The organism is Streptomyces sp. NPDC059897 (assembly GCF_042730865.1).
Lineage (GTDB): Bacteria > Actinomycetota > Actinomycetes > Streptomycetales > Streptomycetaceae > Streptomyces.
Window position 1 is genome coordinate 49,909 of the sequence record NZ_JBHWKQ010000006.1, and the last position, 22,571, is coordinate 72,479.

18 protein-coding genes and 1 pseudogene are annotated in these 22,571 nt (G+C 72.1%); 16 read left to right on the forward strand and 3 right to left on the reverse strand.

Going from position 1 to position 22,571, the window contains the following annotated elements:
* Nucleotides 1-37 precede the first annotated feature (37 nt).
* Nucleotides 38-1,057, reverse strand: coding sequence for an Lrp/AsnC family transcriptional regulator (locus ACFV9W_RS09165; RefSeq protein WP_385757155.1), 1,020 nt, complete (start codon nt 1,055-1,057; stop codon nt 38-40).
* A 104-nt stretch (nt 1,058-1,161) separates the two neighbouring features.
* On the opposite strand from ACFV9W_RS09165, the gene ACFV9W_RS09170 reads away from it, so the two are divergent.
* The 11 genes and pseudogenes from ACFV9W_RS09170 (at nt 1,162) to ACFV9W_RS09220 (ending at nt 13,395) form a co-directional block, all read left to right on the forward strand.
* Entirely contained in the window at nt 1,162-2,643 is a 1,482-nt protein-coding gene (locus ACFV9W_RS09170) for an MFS transporter (RefSeq protein WP_385757157.1), read from the forward strand.
* Complete coding sequence (locus ACFV9W_RS09175; RefSeq protein WP_385757159.1) at nt 2,640-3,830, forward strand: amidohydrolase; 1,191 nt, start codon at nt 2,640-2,642, stop codon at nt 3,828-3,830. Before ACFV9W_RS09170 ends, ACFV9W_RS09175 begins: the two co-directional genes overlap by 4 nt.
* A gap of 498 nt (nt 3,831-4,328) precedes the next feature.
* Nucleotides 4,329-5,480, forward strand: coding sequence for an LLM class flavin-dependent oxidoreductase (locus tag ACFV9W_RS09180; protein WP_385757161.1), 1,152 nt, complete (start codon nt 4,329-4,331; stop codon nt 5,478-5,480).
* Nucleotides 5,477-5,896: pseudogene (locus ACFV9W_RS09185) on the forward strand (GNAT family N-acetyltransferase); the annotation flags it as partial. The gene ACFV9W_RS09180 and the pseudogene ACFV9W_RS09185, both read left to right, overlap by 4 nt.
* Nucleotides 5,897-5,953: 57 nt before the next feature.
* A complete protein-coding gene (locus ACFV9W_RS09190; protein ID WP_385757515.1) occupies nt 5,954-6,865 on the forward strand; it encodes an amino acid ABC transporter permease in 912 nt (303 codons plus the stop codon).
* Nucleotides 6,862-7,635, forward strand: coding sequence for an amino acid ABC transporter ATP-binding protein (locus ACFV9W_RS09195; RefSeq protein WP_385757162.1), 774 nt, complete (start codon nt 6,862-6,864; stop codon nt 7,633-7,635). The genes ACFV9W_RS09190 and ACFV9W_RS09195 overlap by 4 nt, the downstream gene beginning before the upstream one ends.
* Nucleotides 7,636-7,676: 41 nt before the next feature.
* Nucleotides 7,677-8,666, forward strand: coding sequence for an ABC transporter substrate-binding protein (locus ACFV9W_RS09200; protein ID WP_385757163.1), 990 nt, complete (start codon nt 7,677-7,679; stop codon nt 8,664-8,666).
* A gap of 46 nt (nt 8,667-8,712) precedes the next feature.
* Nucleotides 8,713-9,915 carry an LLM class flavin-dependent oxidoreductase gene (locus ACFV9W_RS09205; protein WP_385757164.1) on the forward strand — a complete coding sequence of 401 codons (1,203 nt, stop codon included), beginning with the start codon at nt 8,713-8,715 and terminating at the stop codon, nt 9,913-9,915.
* A gap of 16 nt (nt 9,916-9,931) precedes the next feature.
* On the forward strand, nt 9,932-11,314 hold the full coding sequence (locus ACFV9W_RS09210; protein ID WP_385757166.1) for an NtaA/DmoA family FMN-dependent monooxygenase: 1,383 nt from the start codon (nt 9,932-9,934) through the stop codon (nt 11,312-11,314).
* Entirely contained in the window at nt 11,307-12,434 is a 1,128-nt protein-coding gene (locus tag ACFV9W_RS09215; protein ID WP_385757168.1) for an LLM class flavin-dependent oxidoreductase, read from the forward strand. The genes ACFV9W_RS09210 and ACFV9W_RS09215 overlap by 8 nt, the downstream gene beginning before the upstream one ends.
* Nucleotides 12,435-12,705: 271 nt before the next feature.
* The gene (locus ACFV9W_RS09220) at nt 12,706-13,395 is read left to right on the forward strand and encodes a glutathione S-transferase C-terminal domain-containing protein (RefSeq protein WP_385757170.1); all 690 of its coding nucleotides are present in this window, start codon (nt 12,706-12,708) and stop codon (nt 13,393-13,395) included.
* On the opposite strand, the gene mltG is transcribed toward ACFV9W_RS09220, so the two are convergent.
* Both mltG and ACFV9W_RS09230 read right to left on the reverse strand, forming a co-directional pair.
* Nucleotides 13,374-14,207 (reverse strand): endolytic transglycosylase MltG, encoded by an 834-nt coding sequence (mltG, locus tag ACFV9W_RS09225; protein ID WP_385757171.1) that lies wholly within the window; start codon nt 14,205-14,207, stop codon nt 13,374-13,376. The two genes, ACFV9W_RS09220 and mltG, sit on opposite strands and share 22 nt — an antisense overlap.
* An 18-nt stretch (nt 14,208-14,225) precedes the next feature.
* Nucleotides 14,226-15,410: a PucR family transcriptional regulator gene (locus ACFV9W_RS09230; RefSeq protein ID WP_385757173.1), complete on the reverse strand. Its 1,185-nt coding sequence runs from the start codon at nt 15,408-15,410 to the stop codon at nt 14,226-14,228.
* A gap of 124 nt (nt 15,411-15,534) precedes the next feature.
* Here ACFV9W_RS09230 and ureA point away from each other — a divergent pair, with 124 nt between their 5' ends.
* Genes ureA through ACFV9W_RS09255 form a run of 5 tightly spaced genes read left to right on the forward strand, consistent with a single transcriptional unit; the run spans nt 15,535 to nt 22,565 of the window.
* Nucleotides 15,535-16,137: an urease subunit gamma gene (gene ureA / locus ACFV9W_RS09235; RefSeq protein WP_385757175.1), complete on the forward strand. Its 603-nt coding sequence runs from the start codon at nt 15,535-15,537 to the stop codon at nt 16,135-16,137.
* Nucleotides 16,134-17,819, forward strand: a complete 1,686-nt coding sequence (locus ACFV9W_RS09240; RefSeq protein ID WP_385757177.1) for an urease subunit alpha — start codon at nt 16,134-16,136, stop codon at nt 17,817-17,819. The genes ureA and ACFV9W_RS09240 overlap by 4 nt, the downstream gene beginning before the upstream one ends.
* Before the next feature lie 14 nt (nt 17,820-17,833).
* On the forward strand, nt 17,834-19,552 hold the full coding sequence (locus tag ACFV9W_RS09245) for an amidohydrolase (RefSeq protein WP_385757178.1): 1,719 nt from the start codon (nt 17,834-17,836) through the stop codon (nt 19,550-19,552).
* Complete coding sequence (locus ACFV9W_RS09250) at nt 19,549-20,883, forward strand: MFS transporter (protein WP_385757180.1); 1,335 nt, start codon at nt 19,549-19,551, stop codon at nt 20,881-20,883. Before ACFV9W_RS09245 ends, ACFV9W_RS09250 begins: the two co-directional genes overlap by 4 nt.
* On the forward strand, nt 20,880-22,565 hold the full coding sequence (locus ACFV9W_RS09255) for a thiamine pyrophosphate-dependent enzyme (protein ID WP_385757181.1): 1,686 nt from the start codon (nt 20,880-20,882) through the stop codon (nt 22,563-22,565). Before ACFV9W_RS09250 ends, ACFV9W_RS09255 begins: the two co-directional genes overlap by 4 nt.
* Nucleotides 22,566-22,571 lie beyond the last annotated feature (6 nt).

Here is a 22,571-nt window from a genome sequence, read left to right on the forward strand (position 1 = left end):
CGTCCGGCCTCTCGGTCCCGGGCGGTGTCGCCGGGTGTCACCAGGGCCGGATCGGACGCACCCCGACGCGCCTGCCGTCCTCGTCCAGCAGATGCCCCATGCGCTTGACCGTGCGCAGGCCGACGATGCGGTCGGTGAAATCCAGGGTCGGCAGGCGCGCACCCAAGGCGGTCTCGCGGCGCTGGACGTCGCCGAGGTCGCGCACCCACAGCGTGGCGAAGATGTTCGCCGGGCCGGTGACCGCGGCGACGAGACGGCACTCCGGCAGAGCGGCGAGAGCGCGGTGGACGGCGGGGATGTCACGGGCCGGGACGCGGCCGAGCAGTGAGACCGGGAGCGGCCGTCCCGCGAGCGCGTCCGCCATGTCGCAGCGCAGGGTGAGGACGCCCGAGTCGGTGAGCCGGTGCAGGCGGCGGCGGACGGTGGCGGGGCTGGTACCGGTGTGTTCAGCGAGCGCCGCGAGGCCGAGGCGGCCGTCGCCGACCAGGGCGTCGAGCAGCCCCCGGTCCACCGTGTCGAGCTCGACGGTCGCGGCGGGCTCGGGCGGTCGCTCGCCCACCCGGCCCAGGACGCTGAGCTGGGCGGGGTCCAGCGAACGGAGCCGCCAGCGACTGCCCTCCACGTAGAGGGACGTGGCGAAGAGGCAGTCGACGGCGACGACGCCGGGCAGCGGTTCGAGGTGTGTCGTCACGAACCGCGTGAGGGCGGGCAGGTCGGGGGCGAGGACGTCGATGAGCAGGTCGGCGCTGCCGGGCCCGGTGAGCTCGATGGTGACGGCCTCGGCCCGCTCGCACAGCTCCTCGGCGATCCGCGCACGGGTGCCAGGCCGGCACCTCACCAGGACGAACGCCGTGCAGCGTGTGCGCGAGAACTCCCGCCCAGGCGCCGCGTACACCCAGGCGAGTCCCTCTTCGGTCAGCCGCTCCCAGCGGCGGGCGAGGGTGCTCGCGGTGACACCGAGCGGCGGGGCGAGTTCGGCCCAGGAGGCGCGGGGACGCAGCTGGAGGGCGTTGACGAGTGCCAGATCCAGTTCGCTCACGGCGACCGTTTCTCGCATGGGGCAGCCCCTCCCTGCTCGTTTCCGACGATTCCGCGGGCCGGTACGACCGCAGCCCGCACAGTAGCCACCGCATTCGATTCCTGCCAGAAGGGACGTCCTCGATGGGCGCAGACGTGGGCACAGGTGGATCGGCGGTCGGTACCGGCCGCGGCATGCTCGGCGCGATGGCGGTGGTCGTCGTGTTCAGCGGCGTCGTCCAGGGCTATCTCACCCCGCTGCTCCCGGAGCTGGGCCAGCAGCTCGGCATCGGGGGAGTGGCCCAGAACAACCTCTATCTGCTGTCGCAGTGCGCGTTCGCCGTGCTCACACCACTGCTCTCGCGCCTCGGCGACCTGTACGGCCACCGCCGGCTGCTGCGGGTGGCACTCACGATGGTCGCGGCCGGTTCGCTGCTGATGGCGCTGTGGCCGACGGTGGTGACACTCGCGGTGGGCATGGTCCTGCAGGGCGCGGTGGTCGGCTTCTTCCCGCTGCTCGCCGGAATTCTGCGCTCCCGCGCCCCCGAACGCGGCCGCACGGGGATGTCGCTCCTCGTCGGCGCCCTGCTGATCGCGATCGGCGTGGGCGGCCTCGTGGCCGGCGCCCTCAGCGAGCGGCACGCCGAGGCCGGGCTGTGGGCGGCGGTGCCGGTGGCCGTGCTCGCCCTGGCCGCCGGACTCGTACTGCCGGACAGCGACGGGGAGTTCGGCGGCCGGTTCCACTACGGGGCGGCGGCCCTGCTGACCGTCGGGCTCGTGGCCCTGGTCCTGGTGCTCGCGCAGGGCGGCACCTGGGGGTGGACCTCGGCCCGCTCCCTGGGCACGGGCGCCCTCGCGGTGGCGGTGTTCGTCGCCTGGGTGACGGTCGAGCGCCGCGCGGCCCACCCGCTGGTGAGCGTCCGGATGCTGAGCGACCGGCGGCTCGCGGCGGTCAGCGCGAACACCTTCTGCGCCGCTTTCGGATGCATCGGCTTCCTCGGCGCCAACGCCCTGTTCCTCGGCGCCGACCCGGCTGCCGTCGGCTACGGCATGGGCCTCGGCCCGCAGGCCATCGCGACGGTGTCCCTGGCCATGGTCGTCCTGGGCTTCGTCGGCTCCACGGCCACACCGCGCCTCGCCCGCCGGATCGGCGACCGCGCCGTCCTGGCCACCGGCGGAGCCCTCATCGGGCTCGGCTTCCTCGGCATGATCCTCTTCCACGCCACGCTCCCGCAGTACGTCGCCTCGGCACTGGTCGTCGGCCTCGCCACCGGCGTCTTCGAATCGATCACGCGGACCCTGTCGGCGGAGATCGTGCCCGAGCGGCAGACCGCGCTGGCCGTGGGCATCAACGAACTCGCGCTGTCGCTGGGCGCGGCGATCGGCGCCGCCGTGATCGGCGCGCTGTTCTCGGCACACCAAATCGGCGGCGGAGGCGGCCACATCGCCCTGTCCGGTTACGTGTGGGGCTGGGGCACCTGCGCGGCGGTCGCGCTCATCGGCGGGGCGCTCGCGCTGTTGTACGGGGGTGGTGGCACGGCCCCCGACACCGCGGCACCCGACACCACGGAGCCCGCCACCGCGGAACCCGCCATCTCCACCGAAGCGAAGGGGAGCCTCGCATGACGACGACATCGCATTCCGTTTCCGTGCACGACGAGGTGACCCGCGCGGTCCACGCGTGGCGCGAGCGGCTCGTCGCGCTCAGCCACAGCCTGCACGCCGAACCCGAGACCGCCCTCCAGGAGCACCGCTCGGCCGCGAAGATCGCCGAGCTGCTCGGCGCGGCCGGTTTCACGGTCACCCGCCCCCTCGACTCGCTGCCCACCGCGCTCGACGCGACGTACGGCAGCGGCGAGCTGGTACTGGCCTTCTGCGCCGAGTACGACGCGCTGCCCGGCATCGGCCACGCCTGCGGGCACAACGTGAACGGCGCGGCGGCGGTCGGCGCGGCGCTCGGCCTCGCGGCCGTCGCCGACCGGCTCGGTGTCACCGTGCGGCTGATCGGCACGCCCGCCGAGGAGGACATCGGCGGGAAGGTGCTGCTCATCGACGCGGGCATCTTTGACTCCGTCGCCGCGGCGCTGATGGCGCACGCCGCCCAGGAGGACACCGTCGGCGCCTCCTCCCTCGCGATCGGCGCCTGGGACATCACCTACCGGGGCCGCCCGGCCCACGCGGCCCTCGCGCCGTGGGAGGGGGTCAACGCGCTCGACGCGCTGACCGTCGCCCAGACCGCGATCGGCGTGCTGCGCCAGCAACTGCCACCGGGCTCCCTCGTCCACGGCATCGTCACCGACGGGGGCCGGGCCCCGAACGTCATCCCCGACACCGCCTGCGCCCGCTACGAGGTGCGCGCCCCCACCGTCGAACAGCTCACGGCGGTCCAGCGCCGGGTCCGCGCCTGCTTCGAGGCGGGCGCCCTCGCCACCGGCGCCGAGCTCGAACTCGTCCCGCACGGCCGGGACTTCGCGGATCTGCGCCAGGACCCGTTCCTGACCGAGGCCTACGTGGCCGCCGCCCGCTCCCTCGGCCGCGATCCGCAGTCCCGGCACGGCGACACCACCGCGTCCACCGACATGGGCAACGTCTCCCGCCTCCTGCCCTCGATCCACCCCACCATCGGCTACGACACCGCGGGCGCGAGCCAGCACACCGTCGAGTTCGCGGCGCACGGCACCACCCCCGGCGCGGACCGCGCCGTCATCGACGCGGCGGCGGCGCTCGCCCTGGCCGCGGCGGCAGCGGCGACGGACGAGGAGCAGCGGAGCCGCCTCCTCGCCGGTGTCGAGCGGCGCAGGACCCAGCGGTAGCCGGACGCCGCCCCGCCCGGGCGGCGCAGAACCCCGCGCGGTAGACCGACGCCGCCCCGCCCCAGCGGGGCGGCGTACACGCGCCCGACACACTGCCGCAACACACGCCCCCCGAAAGGCACTTGAGTGCCGTCCGGCATACGAGCGCGGCTTGACGAAACGGCCCCGCGGACGGCTCAATTGGTCCATGACTGCCCAGCACTTGGTCTCGCGCGACCACATCGACTTCGGTCGGGTGTGGTCCGCGGCGTGTTGCGCCTGAAGCGGCAGCGGGCCCTCTGACCGGCCCATCTCTTTCTCGGTGACTCCCTCGGTGCCCCCTTCGCGGGCCGGGTTCTGACACCTCGCGCGCGCTGCCGCCGCGCCCCCTTCCACGACGCCCCGCGGCGTCGCATTCCTAGCGACACGTCCCTGTGACGCGTCGTCATCTCCGCCTGCGCGCACGGCCGTTCCGGCGTGCCCGCAGGCGGATTTCGCCGCCTCCGAAAGGCCCACCCCATGCCCGTGGAATTCCTCGGCATCGCCGCAACCAACGATGGCTCCGAGACCACCGCCCGTTCCGGCGCCGCCTTCGACAAGGAGTACACACTCCGGCTCGCCCGCGCCCATGAGGACCACGACTGGGACCGGGTGCTGTTCGCCTACGGCTCCGGATCGCCCGACCCGGCACCGGCCGCCGCCTACATCGCGAGCCACCTCGACCGCCTCCAGATCCTCCTCGCGCACCGGCCGAACGTCTCGTACCCCACCTTCGCCGCCAAGACCTTCGCCACCCTCGACCAGATCAGCGGGGGCCGGCTCACCGTCCACTTCATCACCGGCGGCAACGACCACGAACAGGGCCGCGAGGGCGACACCCTCACCAAGGACGAGCGCTACAGCCGCACCCGCGAGTACATCCGGCTCGTCAAGAAGATCTGGACGACCCACGAGCCCTTCGACCACGAGGGCGAGCACTACCGTTTCCACGACTTCGTCAGCGATGTCTTCCCCGTCCAGCAGCCCCGCCCGGGTGTCTCGTTCGGAGGCTCCTCGCCCGCCGCGTACGCCGCCGGGGGTGCGGAGGCCGACATCTACTGCCTGTGGGGCGAGCCGCTGGCGAAGACCGCCGAGCAGATCGAGACCGTGAAGGCCGCCGCGAAGGCCGCGGGCCGCACCGACGTCCCGCGCATCCAGGTCGCCTTCCGCCCGATCATCGCGCCGACCGAGGAACTGGCCTGGGAGAAGGCCCACCGCACGGTCGGCGCCATCAAGGCCCGCAAGGAGCGGGGCGAGCGCATCGGCAAGCGCCACCACGGGCAGTCCGAGCCCCAAGCTGCGTCTCCTCAGAACGTCGGCTCACAGCGCCTCATCGCCATCGCCGAGGCCGGCGAGCGCTACGACCGTGCCCTGTGGACCCCGACCGCCGCCGCGACCGGCGGTGCGGGCAACTCCAACGCCCTCGTCGGCACCCCGGAGACCGTCGCCCAGGCCCTGCTCGACTATTACGACCTCGGCGTCGACATTCTCTCCGCGCGCGGCTACGACCTCCTGGACGACGCCGTCGACTTCGGCCGGTACGTGATCCCGATCGTGCGCGAGGAGGTCGCCAAGCGCGACGCCGAGCGCGCGGCCCACGGGGCCGGGGCACCCGCGGCGGTGGGCGCATGACCTCCCTCGCCCAACCACCGGCGCCGTCAGAGGACTTGACGGTCGTTCACGTACCCGTCTCCGACCCGCGGGTCGAACCCCTGCTGCGCGAGCTCGGCGACGAGTACTCGACCCGCTACGGCAAGGACGCCCACGCCGAGATCGCCCGCTACCCCGACGAGGAGTTCACCCCTGCCCACGGTGGGCTGTTGCTCCTCGTCCTCGAGAACGGCGAACCCGTCGCGGGCGGCGCCTTCCGCCGCTACGACGCCGACACCGCCGAACTGAAGCGGATCTGGACCCACTCTGCCCATCGTCGGCGCGGGCTCGCCCGCCGCGTCGTCGACGAGTTGGAACGCGAGGCGGGCGAGCGCGGCTACCGACGCGTCTACCTGACCACGGGCCCGCGCCAGCCCGAGGCCCGCGGCCTGTACCTGACCACCGGCTACACCCCGCTCTTCGACACCGAGGCCGACCCCGAGTCCATCGGCCCGCTGCCGTTCGAGAAACACCTCACTGGCGCCGCGTCCACCGCCCCGGACAACCCGGCATCGCTCAAAGTGGTCCCGATCCGCCACTACGCCCGCTGGGTCGCGGCCGCCGCCGTGCTCGTCCTGGTCGCCCAGTTCGCGCACGGCCTGCTGACCAACCCCGTCTGGGAATGGAACGTCTTCCGCGACTACGTCCTGTCCGAGACGATCGTGCAGGCCGTCTGGGTGACGCTCCAACTCACGGCCTACGCCACGGTGTTGGGGTTCCTGCTCGGTACCGTGCTGGCCTTCATGCGGCTCTCGCAGAGCCCGGTGCTACAAACTGTGGCCTGGACGTACATCTGGATCTTCCGGTCCATCCCGATGATCGTCCAGCTCGTCTTCTGGTTCAATCTCAGCGCGCTCTACAAGGAGTTGGGCCTCGGCATCCCCTTCGGCCCGGTGTTCTGGTCCGTCGACAGCAACAGCCTCATCGGCACCATCGGGGCCGCCGTCATCGGCCTCACCCTGCACCAGGCCGCGTACGCCGCGGAGATCGTCCGCGGGGGTGTCATCTCCGTCGACCGCGGCCAGCTTGAGGCCGCCGCCGCGCTCGGCATCCCGCGACTCCGGCAGGTCCGCCGGATCGTGCTGCCGCAGGCCATGCGAGCCATCCTGCCCACCGCGGGCAACGAGATCATCGGCCTGCTCAAGGGCACATCGGTGGTCTACGTGATGTCCATCGGCGAGCTCTTCTACCAGGCCCAGGTCATCTACGGCCGCAACGGCCGGGTCATCCCGCTGCTCCTCGTCGCCACCGCCTGGTACGTGGTCCTGACCTCGCTCCTGTCCATCGCCCAGCACTACGTGGAACGCCGCTACGCCCGGGGCTCCGCCGCCCCCAAGACACTCCGAGCCCTGGGAGCCCGACGATGAGCAAGCTGAGCAAGCCGATGGTGGACATCCAGGACGTCCACAAGAGTTTCGGCCCGCTGGAGGTGCTGCGCGGCGTCGACCTGCGCGTGCACGCCGGAGAGGTCACCGTGATCCTCGGCCCGTCCGGCTCGGGGAAGTCCACGCTGCTGCGCACCATCAACCACCTGGAGAAGGTGAACAGCGGCTGGATCAGCATCGACGGCGAACTCATCGGCTACCGCCGCTCCGGCAACAAGCTGCACGAGCTGCGGGAGAAGGACGTCCTGAAGCAGCGCACCCACATCGGGTTCGTCTTCCAGGACTTCAACCTCTTCCCGCACCTCACCGTCCTCGACAACCTGATCGAGGCCCCCGTCTCCGCCCTCGGCCGCCCACGCAAGGACGCCGAGGCCACCGCCCGGAAACTGCTCGAACGCGTCGGCCTCGGCGACCGGGCCGACGCCTACCCGCGCCAGCTCTCCGGCGGCCAGCAGCAGCGCGTCGCCATCGCCCGCGCGCTCGCCCTCGAACCCAAGGTGCTGCTCTTCGACGAGCCCACATCGGCGCTCGACCCGGAACTCGTTGGCGAGGTCCTCGATGTCATCAAGGACCTGGCCAGCACCGGCACCACGATGATCGTCGTCACCCACGAGATCGGCTTCGCCCGCGAGGTCGCCGACACCGTGGTGTTCATGGACGGCGGTGTCGTCGTGGAGCAGGGCACACCCGCGGCCGTCCTCGACGCCCCGCAGCAGGAACGCACCCGCGCCTTCCTCTCCAAGGTCCTGTGACCGGCCGTCCCCACCCCGCTTCGTACGCAAGGAGAACCACCGTGTCCACCACCCTCGCCCGCCGCCGGACGACCGCCGCGGCCGCGCTCTCGCTCGCCACCGCCCTCCTCCTCACCGCCTGCAGCAACCCCACCGACGGCGGCACCACCGAGGTCGCGGACGGCTCGGGCGCCAAGGCGAAGATCAACCTCAGCCCCGAGCAGCACCGTGTCACCACCGGCAAGGTCGACTCGATAGCCGACGAGGTGCCCGAGCGAATCCGCAAGAGAGGAACCCTCGAGGTCATCGGCTCCTCCAGCTCCGCCGCGCCGCTCGGCTTCCACGCCACCGACAACAAGACCGTCATCGGCGTCGAGCCCGACCTCGCCCACCTCGTCGCCGACGTCCTCGGCCTCAAGGTCCGCCGCACCACCGCCTCCTGGGAGAACATCTTCGTCGGCCTCGACAGCGGCAAGTACGACGTGGGCCTGAGCAACATCACGGTCACCGAGGACCGCAAGGAGAAGTACGACTTCGCCACCTACCGCAAGGACAACCTCGGCTTCGAGGCCAAGAAGGGCAGCGGCCTGAAGGTCACCGGGCCCAAGGACGTGGCGGGCAGGACGGTCGCCGTGAGCAGCGGAACCAACCAGGAGAAGCTGCTCATCGAGTGGAGCAAGGTGAACGTGAAGGCGGGCCGCAAGCCCGTCGACATCAAGTACTACCAGAGCGACAGCGACACCTACCTCGCCCTCCAGTCCGGCCGCATCGACATCTACCTCGGCCCCAACCCGACCGCCGCCTACCACGCGGCCAGCACCGGAAAGACCGAGGTCGTCGGCACGTACTCCGGCGCGGGCGCGAAGCTCCAGGGCCTCATCGCCGCCACCACGAAGAAGGACAGCGGGCTCGTGAAGCCGCTCGCCGCCGCGCTCGACCACGTCATCGACAACGGCAGCTACGCGAAGGTCCTCAAGCGCTGGGGCCTGTCCGACGAGGCCGTCACCAAGTCGACGATCAACCCGCCCGGACTGCCCAAGACCGGCAAGTAGCCACGGCCGTCACCGTCCCTGCCGGCTCTTCCAGAAAGGCACCTCCGTGTCTCCATCGCCTGCTCCCTCCCTGCACCTCGCGGTCGCCCTCGACGGCACCGGGTGGCACCCCGCCTCCTGGCGCGAGCCCGTGTCCCGGCCGCGCGAGCTGTTCACCGCCGCGTACTGGGCCGAACTCGTCGCCGAGGCCGAACACGGCCTGCTCGACTTCGTCACCATCGAGGACGGGCTCGGCCCGCAGTCGAGCCACTTCCTCGAACCGGACGAGCGCACCGACCAGGTCCGCGGCCGCCTCGACGCCGTACTCATCGCCTCGCGCGTCGCCCCGCTGACCCGGCACATCGGCCTGGTCCCCACGGCCGTGGTGACACACACCGAGCCGTTCCACCTCTCCAAGGCCATCGCCACCCTCGACTACGTCAGCGAGGGCCGCGCCGGAGTCCGCGTCCAGGTCACCGCCCGCCCGAACGAGGCCGCCCACTTCGGCCGCCGCACCATCGACCCCATCGACGCCTACGACAGCCCGGACGCGGCCGAGTTGGTGACCGAACTCTTCGACGAGGCCGCCGACCACATGGAGGTCGTGCGGCGGCTCTGGGACAGCTGGGAGGACGGCGCGGAGATCCGGGACGCCGCGACGGGCCGCTTCATCGACCGCGACAAGCTGCACTACATCGACTTCCAGGGCAGCCGCTTCAGCGTCCGCGGCCCCTCCATCACACCCCGCCCGCCACAGGGCCAGCCGCTCGTCACCGCCCTCGCCCATGACACCGTCCCGTACCGCCTGGTGGGCCGTGCCACCGACGTCGGATACGTCACCCCGCACGACGCCGAGCAGGCCCGCGCCATCGTGGACCGGATCCGCGCCGAACAGGCCACGGCCGGACGGGCTGACGAACCCTTGCACGTCTTCGGCGACCTCGTGGTGTTCCTCGACGAGGACCCCGCCGACGCGACGGCCCGCCGGGACCGGCTCGACGCCCTCGACGGAGCGCCGTACGAGAGTGACGCTCCGGTCTTCGTGGGCACGCCCGCCCAACTGGCGGATCTGCTACAGGAGTTGCAGACCGCCGGGCTCACCGGCTTCCGGCTGCGGCCCGCCGTCGTGGGACACGACCTCCCGGCCATCACCCGGGGCCTCGTCCCCGAACTCCAGCGCCGCGGCCTCTTCCGCCGCGCGTACGAGGCCGACACCCTGCGCGGACTCCTCGGCCTCGACCGCCCCGCCAACCGCTACGCCGCCGCGTGAGCCGGAGGGAACTCCCATGACCAAGCCACTGAAGCAGATCCACCTGGCCGCGCATTTCCCCGGCGTCAACAACACCACCGTGTGGAGTGACCCGCGGGTCGGCAGCCACATCGAGTTCAGCTCCTTCGCCCACTTCGCGCGCACCGCCGAACGCGCCAAGTTCGACTTCCTGTTCCTCGCCGAGGGGCTGCGACTGCGCGAACAGGGCGGCGAGATCTACGACTTGGACGTCGTCGGCCGCCCCGACACCTTCACCGTCCTCGCCGCGCTCGCCGCCGTCACCGAACGCATCGGGCTCACCGGCACCATCAACTCCACGTTCAACGAGCCCTACGAGGTGGCCCGCCAGTTCGCGAGCCTCGACCACCTCTCCGGCGGCCGCTCCGCCTGGAACGTCGTCACCTCCTGGGACGCCTTCACCGGCGAGAACTTCCGGCGCGGCGGCTTCCTCCCGCAGCGCGAACGCTACTCGCGCGCCCGGGAGTTCCTCGCCACCGCGAACGAACTCTTCGACTCCTGGCACGGCGACGAGATCCTCGCCGACCAGGACACCGGCACCTTCCTGCGGGACGCCAAGGCCGGTTCCTTCGCGCACACCGGGGCACACTTCGACATCCACGGCCGGTTCAACGTCCCGCGCTCCCCGCAGGGCCGCCCCGTCGTCTTCCAGGCCGGCGACTCCGACGAGGGCCGCGAGTTCGCCGCCGCCGAGGCCGACGCCATCTTCAGCCGGCACGGCACCCTGGAGGCGGGCCGCGACTTCTACGCGGACGTGAAGTCCCGCCTCGCCAAGTACCGCCGTGATGCAGACCAGTTGCTCATCCTGCCCGCCGCCACCTTCGCGCTCGCCGACACCGACGCGGAGGCCGAGGAACTCGCCCGCGAGGTGCGCCGCCACCAGGTCAGCGGGGCCACCGCCCTCAAGCACCTGGAATTCGTCTGGAACCGCGACCTGTCCGCGTACGACCCGGATGGGCCGCTGCCCGACATCGACCCCGACATCGGCGACACCCACATCGCCGAGGGCCGCGCCCAGGTCCGCATGTACCGCGACCCCCTCGCCACCGCCCGCGAGTGGCGCGAACTCGCCGCCGCCAACAAGTGGTCCATCCGCGACCTCGTCATCCACACCGGCAACCGGCAGAACTTCGTCGGCTCCCCGGCCACCATCGCCAAGACCATCAACGAGTACGTCCAGGCCGACGCCGCCGACGGCTTCATCCTCGTCCCGCACATCACCCCGGGCGGCCTCGACGAGTTCGCCGACAAGGTGGTCCCGCTCCTCCAGGAACAGGGCGTGTTCCGCACGGAGTACAAGGGCACGACCCTGCGCGACCACCTCGGCCTCGCCCACCCCGACGACGCCCCCGCGACCACCGAGGAGTTCTCCCGTGTCTGACATCCCCCTCGCCGTCCTCGACCTGGTCCCGGTCCCGTCCGGCGCCACCGCCGCCGACGCCCTGCGCAACTCCATCGACCTCGCCCAGCACGCCGAGCGGTTCGGCTACGCCCGGTACTGGTTCGCCGAGCACCACCTCAACCCGGGTGTCGCAGGCACCTCGCCCGCCGTCGTCCTCGCCCTGACCGCCTCCGCCACCGACACCATCCGGCTCGGCTCCGGCGCCGTACAGCTCGGCCACCGCACCGCGCTGTCCACGGTGGAGGAGTTCGGCCTCCTCGACGCCCTGCACCCTGGCCGCATCGACCTCGGCCTCGGCCGGTCCGGCGGCCGCCCGCCCACGCAGACGACGGCGCCCAAGCCGACCGCGACCCCCGTCGTCGAGGGCGCCGCCCCCAACGGCCTCGTCATCCCGCCCCGCTTCTCCTTCGAGCACCTCCTCGGCTCGCCCCGCGTCGCGCTGCAACGCAAACTGCTCCAGCAGCCGGGCGCACAGGCGCAGGACTACGCCGAGCAGATCGACGACATCCTCGCCCTGTTCGCCGGCGCCTACATATCGCCCGACGGCGTCGAGGCACACGTCGTACCGGGAGAGGGTGCCGACGTCGACGTATGGATCCTCGGCAGCAGCGGCGGCGAGAGCGCCGAAGCGGCGGGCGCGCGCGGACTGCCGTTCGCCGCGAACTACCACGTCAGCCCCGCCACGGTCCTGGAAGCGGTGGAGGGCTACCGGTCCTTCTTCCGGCCCTCCGACACCCTCGACAAGCCGTACGTCAGCGTCTCAGCGGACGTCGTCGTCGCCGAGGACGACGCCACCGCCCGCGAACTCGCCACCGGCTACGCCCCGTGGGTGCGCAGCATCCGCAACGCCGAGGGAGCCATCGACTTCCCGACGCCGGAGGAAGCCCGCAAGTACGAATGGAGCGAGGCCGACCGGGCGCTCGTGCAGGACCGGCTCGACACCCAGTTCGTCGGCTCACCGACCACCGTGGCCCGCCGCCTCGCCCAGCTCCAGGAAGCCACCGGCGCCGACGAACTGCTCATCACGACCATCACCCACGACCACACCGACCGGGTCCGCTCCTACGAGCTGCTGGCCGAGGAGTGGAAGCGCTCTTGACGCGGAGTCCCCACGGCCACACACTCCTCTAAGGGAATCCTAGTGAAACGGTAGGGAATGATGGACGGTGCGGCGCGCGACCCCGGCAGCCCGGCTGTCCGCGCCGCCGTCCGGGCCCTGCCCCGGCTCACGTCCCGCCGGCACATCGACCTCGCGCGAGTGTGCAGCGCGGCGAGTTCTCCCCTGGACGGCGGCCAAGTCGCCGCCCGCGCCTGACACTTCCGTACGCCCACCCCCGTACGCCCGTGCTCGAGCACCCCCTGGGAGACGCATGTCCGCCACAGCGCCCACCGTCGTGCCGTCCTTCCGGAGCCGCATCGGCTGCGACGCGCGCAGCGGCTACTACGCCGCGCCGCACCGCTTCCGGCTCCACCTGTCGCCCGCCTGCCCGCACTGTCTGCAGATCGCCGTCACCCACAGCCTGCTCGGCCTCGACGACACCCTCCCGGTCACCCTGCTGCCCGCCGACCCCGACGCACCCGGCGGCGGACACCGGTCGCTGGTCCCGCTGTACGAGGCGACGTCGCACCAGCATCCTGGCCCCGCGCTGGCGCCGGTGCTCAGCGACGACTGGACCGGACGGATCGTCAGCACGCACACCGGTGACATCCTGCACGACCTGGCCCGGCACTTCGGCGGCCACGGCCCCGACCTCCTCCCGCGCGGAGCGGAGGACTCGGTCGAGGCGGTGGGCCGATTGTGCGAGCGCGGCATCGGCACCTCCGCGCACGCCACGCTGGTGCGGGCGCTCGACGTCCTGGAGCGGCGGCTCTGCGGTCGCGAGCACATCCTCGGCGGCGAACTCACCCTCGCCGACGTCCGGTTGTGGGCCACCTTGGTGCAATTGGACGCCACCACCCCGATCACCGGCCGCCCCCGGCTCGCCGCGTACCTGCGGCGCCTCTCCGAGCACCCCGCGTTCGCGCCCCACCTCGCGCGCTACTCCTTCGCGCTCGCCTGACGCGAGTTGAACTCCTCGACGTTCTTCTTCTGCTCCTCGTAGCTGTCGGTGAACCGGGTGTCCCCGGGGCCGACCGTCACGAAGTACAGCCAGTCACCCTTGGGTGGCGCGATCGCCGCGTCGATGGCGTCCTCACCCGGATTCCCGATGGGCGTGGGCGGCAGCCCCTTGTGCTCGTACGTGTTGTACGGGCTGTCGGTCCTGGTGTCCGCGTGGCTGGTGTCGAGGGTCGAGCGGTTCAGGGCGTAGTTGATGGTGGAGTCCATCTGGAGCGGCATGCCCTGGTCGAGCCGGTTGTAGATGACCCGGGCGACCTTCCCCATGTCCTCGTGGGTGTCGGCCTCCGCCTGCACGATGCTGGCGATGATCACCGTCTCGTAGACGGAGACACCATTGGCGTCGGCGCCCTTGGTGATGTGGTCGGCCTTCAGCCGCTGGTCCGCGGTGTTGGTCATGTACGAGAGGAGGGACGCCGGGGTGGTGTCCTCGTCCACGGGATATGTGGCCGGGAACAGGTAGCCCTCAGGGTTGCCGTCCGCGTCGCCCGGCAGTGTGAGGCGCGCCTTCGACGCGGCCTTCTTCGTGGTCCCGCCGTCGACGGCCAGCGCCTTGTCCACGGCCTCGTACACCTGGCTCGCGCGGTACCCCTCGGGGATCACGAGCTTCTCGGACCTTCCGGGTTCCTTCCCGCCGAACACCATCACCAGCGGCACGACCACGGCCGCGACGACGGCGAGGGCCACGACGGCCAGCACGATCAGCCTGCCGCGGCGGCCGAGTCGGCGCTTCGTCTCTGTCTCATCCTCAGGCACAGGTGAACGCTAACCCGTTCACCTCACCCGCAACGCCACCGCCAGCAACGCCGCGTCCGCCGGCCGCCGCAGATCGCGCCCGGTCAGCTCGTGGAACCGGTTGAAGCGGTGCTGCACCGTGTTGCGGTGGCAGTACAGCGCGTCGGCCGTGTCCGCGATGGAGCCCGAGCCCGCCAAATGGACCCGCACGGTGTGCAGCAGCCGGTCCGCCTCGCCCCGCGTGACACCGGGCCCGTGCAGCGCGCCCAGCACATCGGCCGCCAGATCGCGGCCGAAGTCACCGGCGCGGTGCGCCAGCACATCGAGCCAGCTGTCCTCCAGGAGCCGCGGCGAGCGCGTGTCCGCGGGCAGCACCTGCGCCGTCGCCACCGCGAGCACCGTGGCCCGTGGCACGGCGGCGAGCCCGACCGCCTGAGGGGCCACCCCGCACGGCGAGTCGTGCAACTGGTCCAGGATGTACGGGCGGCTGATCCGGCCGCTGAGCTGCACCACCAGGACCGCGTCCCCGCCGACCATCTGCTGCTGCACCGCCGCCCCCGCCCCGCGCAGCGCGAGGCCCGCCCGGTGCAGCCCTGGCCCGGCCGCCGCGGACGACGCCGCGCACAGGAACCGGCCGTCGTCCGCGAGCCCCAGGGCGCGGCCCGCGTCCCGTACGACGGTCGGGTTGCGGCCCTCGGTCTCCAGGAGCCGGGCGAACCACATGCGCCGCTCGTCCTCCTCGCGGCGCCCCATCTCCAGGACCGTGCGCTGGTACGCCGTCATGATCCCGGTGACATGCCGCTCGACCGCCTCCCACACGTGGTACGCCGAGCCCGCCAGATCGGCCATGTCCTCGGGCCGCGCCCGGTTCACCAGCGCCTGCCACACCACCCGGAAGTCGAGGCGTGCCGCCTCCAGGAGCGCGTCGAGCGGGACGCCCTGCCGGGCGCGGTCCTCGCCCACCCGCCGCGAGACGTCCGCGATGTGCGGCGGCACCGGGAGCCGCGCCACCGTGCGCAGCAGCAGTTCGAAGGCCTGCCAGGCCGAATCGCGGAACTGGATGTCCGGCACCTGGGTCTCGTACGAGGTGCGCACCGGGCCGACCATCTCCAGCCAGTCGCCGATCAGGCCGTCCACATTGTCCAGGCACTGCCCGGCGAGTTCGGCGATGCGCGGCGAGGTCGGGGGCAGCCCGGGGCGGCCCGGGCCTTCGGAATTGTGCATGTGACCAATTCTCGGTGGCACGGGGGTGATGTTTCAACGTTGGTTCGGTGGCCGGAGCCGAGGATCCTGGTGCGATCCCTGGGCGAAGCGTCCGGGGCCCGCCGACCAGGAGGGCCATCCGACCGTGCACTTGACCCCTCGTGAACAGGAACGGCTCCAGCTGTTCACCGTCGCCGAACTCGCGCGCCGCCGCCGCGCACGCGGACGCCGGCTCAACGCCCCCGAGGCGATCGCCCTGATCTGCGACGAGATCCTGGAGGCCGCCTGGGACGGGCTGAGTCTCGACGAGGTGATCGAGACGGCGGAGCGGGTGCTCACCGTCGACGACGTGCTGGACGGCGTCGCCGACATCGTGACGACCGTGCAGGTGGAGGCGCTGTTCCCGAGCGGCACGTCGCTCGTCGCCGTCGACCGGCCGATCGGCCCCGCCAGTGCCCAGGGGCCGGGCGCCGTACGTACCGCGGACGCACCACCCGTCGAGATCAACGTGGGCCGCCCGCGCACCACCCTCACCCTCCGCAACACCGGCGACCGCGTCGTCTACATCTCCTCGCACTACCCGCTGCACGAGGCCAACCAGGCGCTGGAACTCGACCGGGAGAGGGCCCGCGGGCTGCGGCTCGACATCGCCGCCGGTACCGCCCTCGCCTTCGAACCCGGCGAGCGGCGGGAAGTCGTCGTCATCCCCGCCGACCACAAGGCCCGTACGACCCAGGAGCGCGCATGACCAGCGTCGACCGCCGCACGTACCACGCCCTGTACGGGCCCACGACCGGCGACCGGATCCGGCTCGGCGACACCTGTCTGTGGGTGGAGGTCGAGGCCGACGACGGCACCCCGGGCGACGAACTGCTCGGCGGCTGCGGCAAGACGGTCCGCGACGGCCTGCTCGCCTCGCCGCGCTCGGACCGCGATTCCGCCCTCGACATGGTGGTCGCGGGTGTCGTCCTGATGGACCCGGTGCTCGGTGTGCGCAAGACCGACATCGGCATCAAGGACGGCCGGATCGTCTCCGTCGGGAGCGTCGGCAACCCGGATGTGATGGACGTCGAGTACGCCATCGACTCGCACACCTCCGTCGTGCCGGGGGAGGGGCTGATCGCGACGCCCGGCGTCGTCGACAGTCACGTTCACCTGTCCTCGCCCGAGGTCGCGCCCGCCGCGCTGTCCGCCGGAGTCACCACGCTGGTTGGCATGGGCCTCGGCGGTGTGTGGGAGATCGGCTGCAACCCGACCCACAACCTGCACACGCTGATGAGCTCCTGGCAGGGCACCCCGCTCAACATCGCCTTCCTGGCCCGCGGTTCGTCCAGCTCACGGGCGCTGCTCGACGAGATCACCCTCGCCGGGGCCGGCGGCTTCAAGATCCACGAGGACTTCGGGGCGACCCCGCGCATCATCGACACCTGCCTCGACACCGCCGAACAGGCCGACCTGCCGGTCGCGCTCCACACCGACTCCATGAACGAGTCGGGCTACCTGCGCGACACCCTCGGCGCCACCCGCGGGCGTACCGTGCACGCGTACCACGTGGAGGGCGGCGGCGGTCACCCCGACCTCCTGGAGATCCTCTCCGAGCCGAACATCCTGCCCTCGTCGACGACACCCACCGTGCCGTACACCCCGAACACGGTGGGCGAGCTGTTCCCGATGACGATGACGGTGCACCGGCAGAACCACGCCTCCGCGAGCGACGTCGCCATCTCCAAGGGCCGGATCCGCGAGCACGCCATCGCCGCCGAGAACGCCCTGCACGACCTCGGCGCGATCTCCATCGTCAACTCCGACTCCATGGGCATGGGGCGGATCGCCGAGACGGTGCGCAGGACGTGGCAGCTCGCCCACGTCCAGGCGCTCGCGAACGGCGGCGGGGGAGTGGAACGCCCCGACAACACAAGGGTGTTGCGCTACCTGGCGAAGATCACCCTCAATCCGGCGCTCGCGCACGGCCTCTCCCACGAGGTGGGCACCGTGCAGGCGGGACGGATGGCGGACCTGGTGCTGTGGGACCCCAAGTGGTTCGGCAGCAAGCCCGAGCTGGTCATCAAGTCCGGGTTCGTGGCCTGGGGGAATACGGGATCCGGATCCGGGTCGACCCGGCTCACCCAACCCCGCGCCTACAAGCCCTACTTCGGATCGCTCGGTGCCGCGCCCGCACGGCTCGCCAAGGTCTTCGTCGCCGAGGCTGCGCTCACCGACCGCGCCGCACGGGCCGCGCTGCCGAGCGGACTCACGTACGCCCCGATCCGCGACAGCCGCAGCCTGACCCGCGCCGACATGCTGCACAACACGGCGACACCGCGGGTCGTGGTGCCGCGCGAACCGGCGCCCGTCCTCGTCGACGGGGTCGAGACCGGGACCCCGCCCGCGACCGAGGTACCGCTCGCGCAACTGCACCACTTCGCCTGAGGGGGCCGGCCCATATGCAGCTCGATCTGCTCGTCCGCAACGCCCGCATCCGCACCCTCGACCCGGAACGGCCCACCGCCTCAACCGTCGGCGTACTCAACGGAGTTGTCGTCGGGCTCGACGAGGACGTGGCCGGACTCGGCGCGCGCCAGGTGCTCGACGCGGGCGGCGCCACCGTCGTCCCCGGCTTCAACGACGCGCACTGCCACACCGCCTGGTTCGGCCTCAACCTCACGCAGCTCGACGTCTCCACAGCCCGCTCCGTCGACGACGTGTACACCGCCGTGGCCACGCACGCCAAGGGCCTCGCCCCGGACGCGTGGGTGCTGGGCGCCGGGCTCGACCACAACAACCTCGGCGGTGTCTGGCCGCACCGCGACGCCCTCGACCGCGCGGCGGGCGGCCGGCCCGTCTGGATCAAGCACACCTCCGGGCACGCCTGCGTCGTCAACACGCCCGTCCTGTACGCGGCGGGAGCCCTGGAGGACGGCTTCGAGGACCCGGACGGCGGCGTCGTCTCCCGCGACGAACACGGCCGCCCCGACGGCCTGTTGGAGGAGACCGCCCAGAGCCTCGCGCAGCGCCAGGTGCTGCCCTACCCGGTGGAGACCGTCGCCGACGCCGTCGACGCGGCGACCCGGCACTACCTCACCGAAGGTGTCACCAGCTTCACCGAGGCCGGGATCGGCGGCGGCTGGATCGGCCAGACACCGGTCGAGCTGGCCGCCTACCAACTCGCCCGCGAGAGCGGCCGGTTGCACACCCGCGCCCAGTTGATGGCCGCCTCCGACGTGCTGCACCCGCTGACCGCGCACACCGACGACGACATCACGCTCGGCCTCGACCTCGGCATGCGCACCGGCTTCGGCGACGACATGCTCTCCCTCGGCCCGGTCAAGATCTTCCTCGACGGCTCGCTGCTCGGTCGTACGGCGGCCGTCACGGAGCCCTTCTGCGGCTGCCCCCACAACGAAGACCGGCCCACCGGCTACTTCCAGGGCGACGCCGGCTCCATGACCGACCTCGTCGTCGCCGCGCACCGCTCCGGCTGGACGGTCGCCGCGCACGCCATCGGCGACCGCGCCGTCGACCTGGCCCTCGACGCCTTCGCCCGCGCCCACAAGGAACGGCCGCGCCCCGGCGTCCGGCACCGCGTCGAGCACGCCGGGATCGTCCGCCCCGAGCAGCTCGCCCGGTTCGCCGAACTCGGCGTCGTGCCCGTCCCGCAGCACAACTTCCTGCACACCTTCGGCGACGCCATGGCCGCCGCACTGGGCCCCGAGCGCACCTCGTGGTCGTACCGCATGCGCTCCTTCCTCGACCTCGGGCTGCCCGTCCCCGGTAGCTCCGACCGGCCCGTGGCACCGGGCGCGCCGCTGCCCGCGATCCAGTCGATGGTCGTGCGCCTCACCGAAACAAAGGCCCCGTACGGTCCCGACGAGGGTGTTCCGGCCCTCGCCGCGCTGCGCGCCTGGACCGAGGGCTCGGCCCACGCCACCGGCTTCGGAGGACGCAAGGGACGGCTCGCCCCCGGCTATCTGGCCGACCTCACCGTCCTGGACGGCGACCCCGTCCGCACGGACCCCGACCGCATCGGCGCGATCGGCGTCCTCGCCACCGTCGTGGGCGGCGACCCCGCCCACGACCCGCACCACCTCACCCGCACCCCCGCACGCCACGGTCCCCCTTCCGCTCCGGCCGCCCAGGCCGCCCCTCCCCAGGAGACCCCGTGAGCACCACAGCGAAGCCCCCGCTCAAGGACGTCAGAAGGCTGTTGTTCGGCGCGTTCAGCGGCACCGCCCTGGAGTGGTACGACTACTTCCTCTACGGCACCGCCGCCGCGCTCGTCTTCAACAAGCTGTTCTTCACCGACCTCAGCGCGGCCGCCGGCACCCTCGCCTCCTTCGGCACCTTCGCCGTCGGCTTCGTCGCCCGGCCCATCGGCGCCGCGGTCTTCGGCCACATCGGCGACCGCTACGGGCGCAAGGTGTCCCTCATCATCACTGTCGTCATGATGGGCGCCACCACCGGCTGCATCGGCCTGCTGCCCTCGTACGACACCATCGGCATCTGGGCGCCGGCCCTGCTCACCGTCCTGCGCTTCGTGCAGGGCATCTCCGTCGGCGGCGAGTGGTCCGGGGCGATGCTGCTCACCCTGGAACACACCCCGAAGGAGAAGCACGGCAGCTACTCCTCCGTTCCTCAACTCGGCTCGCCCGTCGGCACGTTGATGTCCAGTGGCGCCTTCGCCCTCGTCGGCATGCTGCCCGACGACGCCTTCTACTCGTGGGGCTGGCGGCTGCCGTTCCTCGCCGCGTTCCCGCTCCTCGGCTTCGCGCTCTACCTGCGCGTACGCATCGAGGAGTCCCCGGTCTTCCGTGCCATGCAGGAGGACGCCGAGCGGAACGGGCCGCCGCCCGCGCCGCTCGTCGAGGCGTTCCGCCGCACCTGGGGCCGCATGATCGTCGGGATCGGGGCCGCGCTCCTCGGCGTCGGCGGCTTCTTCCTCATGACGACGTTCATCATCAGCTACGGCACCGGTGAACTCGGCATCGACAAACAGACCATGCTCAACGCCACCGTGGTCGGCGCCGTCGTCGAGATCGCGGTCATCATCGCCGGCGGCCGCCTCGCCGACCGCATCGGCTCGTGGAAGGTGTGCGCCATCGGCGCCGCCGTCACGATGGTCGCCGCGTTCCCCGCCTTCTGGCTCGTCGACACGAAGCAGACCCCGCTGGTGTACCTCGGCGTCGCGCTCGGCATCGGCGCGCTGTCGATCCCGTATGGCCCGATCGGCGCGGTCGTCGCCTCGCTCTTCCCCGAGGAGTTCCGCTACAGCGCTGTCGCCATGTCGTACAACCTCGCCGGGGTCCTCGGCGGCTTCGTCCCGCTCATCGCGGCCTCGGTCACCGGTGCGGCGGGCGGCGCCTCCTGGGGCGCCGCGCTGCTCCTCGTCGGCGTGGCCGCCTGCACCGTCGCCGGGTCCATTGCGGCCGGCACGGTGCTGCGCAGGCACGGCTCCCTTCCCTCCAGCGACACACTGAACGCAAAGGTTCCCGCATGACCCCGCACCGCCTTGCCCGCACCGGCGGCCAGGTCCTCGTCGACCAGCTCCGGGCCCACGACGTCGACACCGTCTACGGCGTGCCCGGCGAGAGCTACCTCGCCGTCCTCGACGCCCTGCACGACTCACCGGTCCGCATGGTGGTGTGCCGCCACGAAGGCGGCGCCGGCTACATGGCCGAGGCCTCCGGAAAGCTCACTGGGCGCCCCGGAGTGTGCTTCACGACCCGGGGGCCTGGCGCCACCAACGCGCTGGTCGCCCTGCACACCGCCCACCAGGACGCCACCCCGCTCGTCTTGTTCATCGGACTCGTGCCGCGCGGCCACACCGACCGGCACGCGTTCCAGGAGTTCGACCTGCGCGGCACGTTCGGCACCAACGCCAAGCTCGTCGAGACCATCGACGACGCGGCCCGCATCCCCGAGTACGTGGCCCGCGCCTTCGCCGTCGCGGGCAGCGGGCGGCCGGGGCCCGTGGTCCTCGGGCTGCCGGAGGACATGCTGACGGATGTCGTCGAGGTCGCCGACGCCAGGCCGCTGCCGGTGCCGCAGGGTAGCGTGTCGGCCGAGGAACTGGCCGCCCTGGAAGGCCTGTTGACCGGTGCCGAGCAGCCTCTGGTGCTGCTCGGCGGCAGCCGCTGGACGGACCGGGCACGCGCCGACGTACGCGCCTGGGCCGAGGCCTGGTCGCTGCCCGTCGCCGTGGACTTCCGCTGCCAGGACCTGCTGGACAACGAGGCCGAGGTCTACGTCGGCAACCTCGGCTACGGCCGGGCCAGGGCGCTGGCCGAGCGGGTACGCGAAGCGGACCTGCTGGTGAGCGTCGGCGCGGCGCCGGGAGACGTCACGACGGACGGCTACCGGTCACTGCCCACCGTCGGCGACGACACGGCGGGCCCGCGCCTGGTGCAGGTGCTCCCCGAGGCGCAGCCACCCGGCGTCGTGCACCGCGCCGAACTCACCCTGCTCGCCGCCCCCGAGGCCTTCGCCGCCGGGATACGCACCCTGCGCCCCGCCGCGCCCGTGCCCTGGGCGGAGCGCACCAAGGAGGCGCGGGCCGCGCACCTGGCAGCCCGCACACCGGAGCCGGACGGTGACCCGCTCGACCTCGGGGAGGTCTTCGCCCACCTCGACACCCGGCTCCCGGAAGACACCATCGTCACGTTCGGCGCGGGCAACCACGCCATCTGGGCGCAGCGCTTCCTCACGTACCGCGACGGGATGCGCCAACTCGGCCCGCGCAACGGCTCGATGGGCTACGGCGTGCCCGCCGCGGTGTCGGCCGCCATCGCTCACCCGGACCGCCGCGTCGTCTCCGTCGCGGGTGACGGGTGCTTCCTGATGAACGGGCAGGAGCTCGCCACCGCCGTTGCGGAGGGCGCGGCCCCCCTGATCCTGGTCCTGGACAACTCCCAGTACGGCACGATCCGCGCGCACCAGGAGCGGGAGTACCCGGGCCGGGTCAGCGGCACGGCCCTCGGCAACCCGGACTTCGCCGTCTACGCCCAGGCCTTCGGCGCCCATGGCGAAACGGTCACGACGACCGAGGAATTCGCCCCGGCCCTGGACCGCGCGCTGACCTGCGGCCGCGCGGCGATCATCCAGCTCAAGGTGACGGAGGGCCGGCTGTCTCCCGGCGTCACCGTCACCTCACTGCGCGAGAGGGGACGCACCAAGAGCTGAGCCTCA

What these genes read in the sequence shown, in the direction of transcription:
- ACFV9W_RS09165 (WP_385757155.1), bottom strand. Translation starts at nt 1,057, where the DNA reads ATGCGAGAAACGGTCGCCGTGAGCGAACTGGATCTGGCACTCGTCAAC.
- ACFV9W_RS09170 (WP_385757157.1), top strand. Translation starts at nt 1,162, where the DNA reads ATGGGCGCAGACGTGGGCACAGGTGGATCGGCGGTCGGTACCGGCCGC.
- ACFV9W_RS09175 (WP_385757159.1), top strand. Translation starts at nt 2,640, where the DNA reads ATGACGACGACATCGCATTCCGTTTCCGTGCACGACGAGGTGACCCGC.
- ACFV9W_RS09180 (WP_385757161.1), top strand. Translation starts at nt 4,329, where the DNA reads ATGCCCGTGGAATTCCTCGGCATCGCCGCAACCAACGATGGCTCCGAG.
- ACFV9W_RS09195 (WP_385757162.1), top strand. Translation starts at nt 6,862, where the DNA reads ATGAGCAAGCTGAGCAAGCCGATGGTGGACATCCAGGACGTCCACAAG.
- ACFV9W_RS09210 (WP_385757166.1), top strand. Translation starts at nt 9,932, where the DNA reads ATGACCAAGCCACTGAAGCAGATCCACCTGGCCGCGCATTTCCCCGGC.
- ACFV9W_RS09220 (WP_385757170.1), top strand. Translation starts at nt 12,706, where the DNA reads ATGTCCGCCACAGCGCCCACCGTCGTGCCGTCCTTCCGGAGCCGCATC.
- ACFV9W_RS09230 (WP_385757173.1), bottom strand. Translation starts at nt 15,410, where the DNA reads ATGCACAATTCCGAAGGCCCGGGCCGCCCCGGGCTGCCCCCGACCTCG.
- ACFV9W_RS09240 (WP_385757177.1), top strand. Translation starts at nt 16,134, where the DNA reads ATGACCAGCGTCGACCGCCGCACGTACCACGCCCTGTACGGGCCCACG.
- ACFV9W_RS09245 (WP_385757178.1), top strand. Translation starts at nt 17,834, where the DNA reads ATGCAGCTCGATCTGCTCGTCCGCAACGCCCGCATCCGCACCCTCGAC.
- ACFV9W_RS09255 (WP_385757181.1), top strand. Translation starts at nt 20,880, where the DNA reads ATGACCCCGCACCGCCTTGCCCGCACCGGCGGCCAGGTCCTCGTCGAC.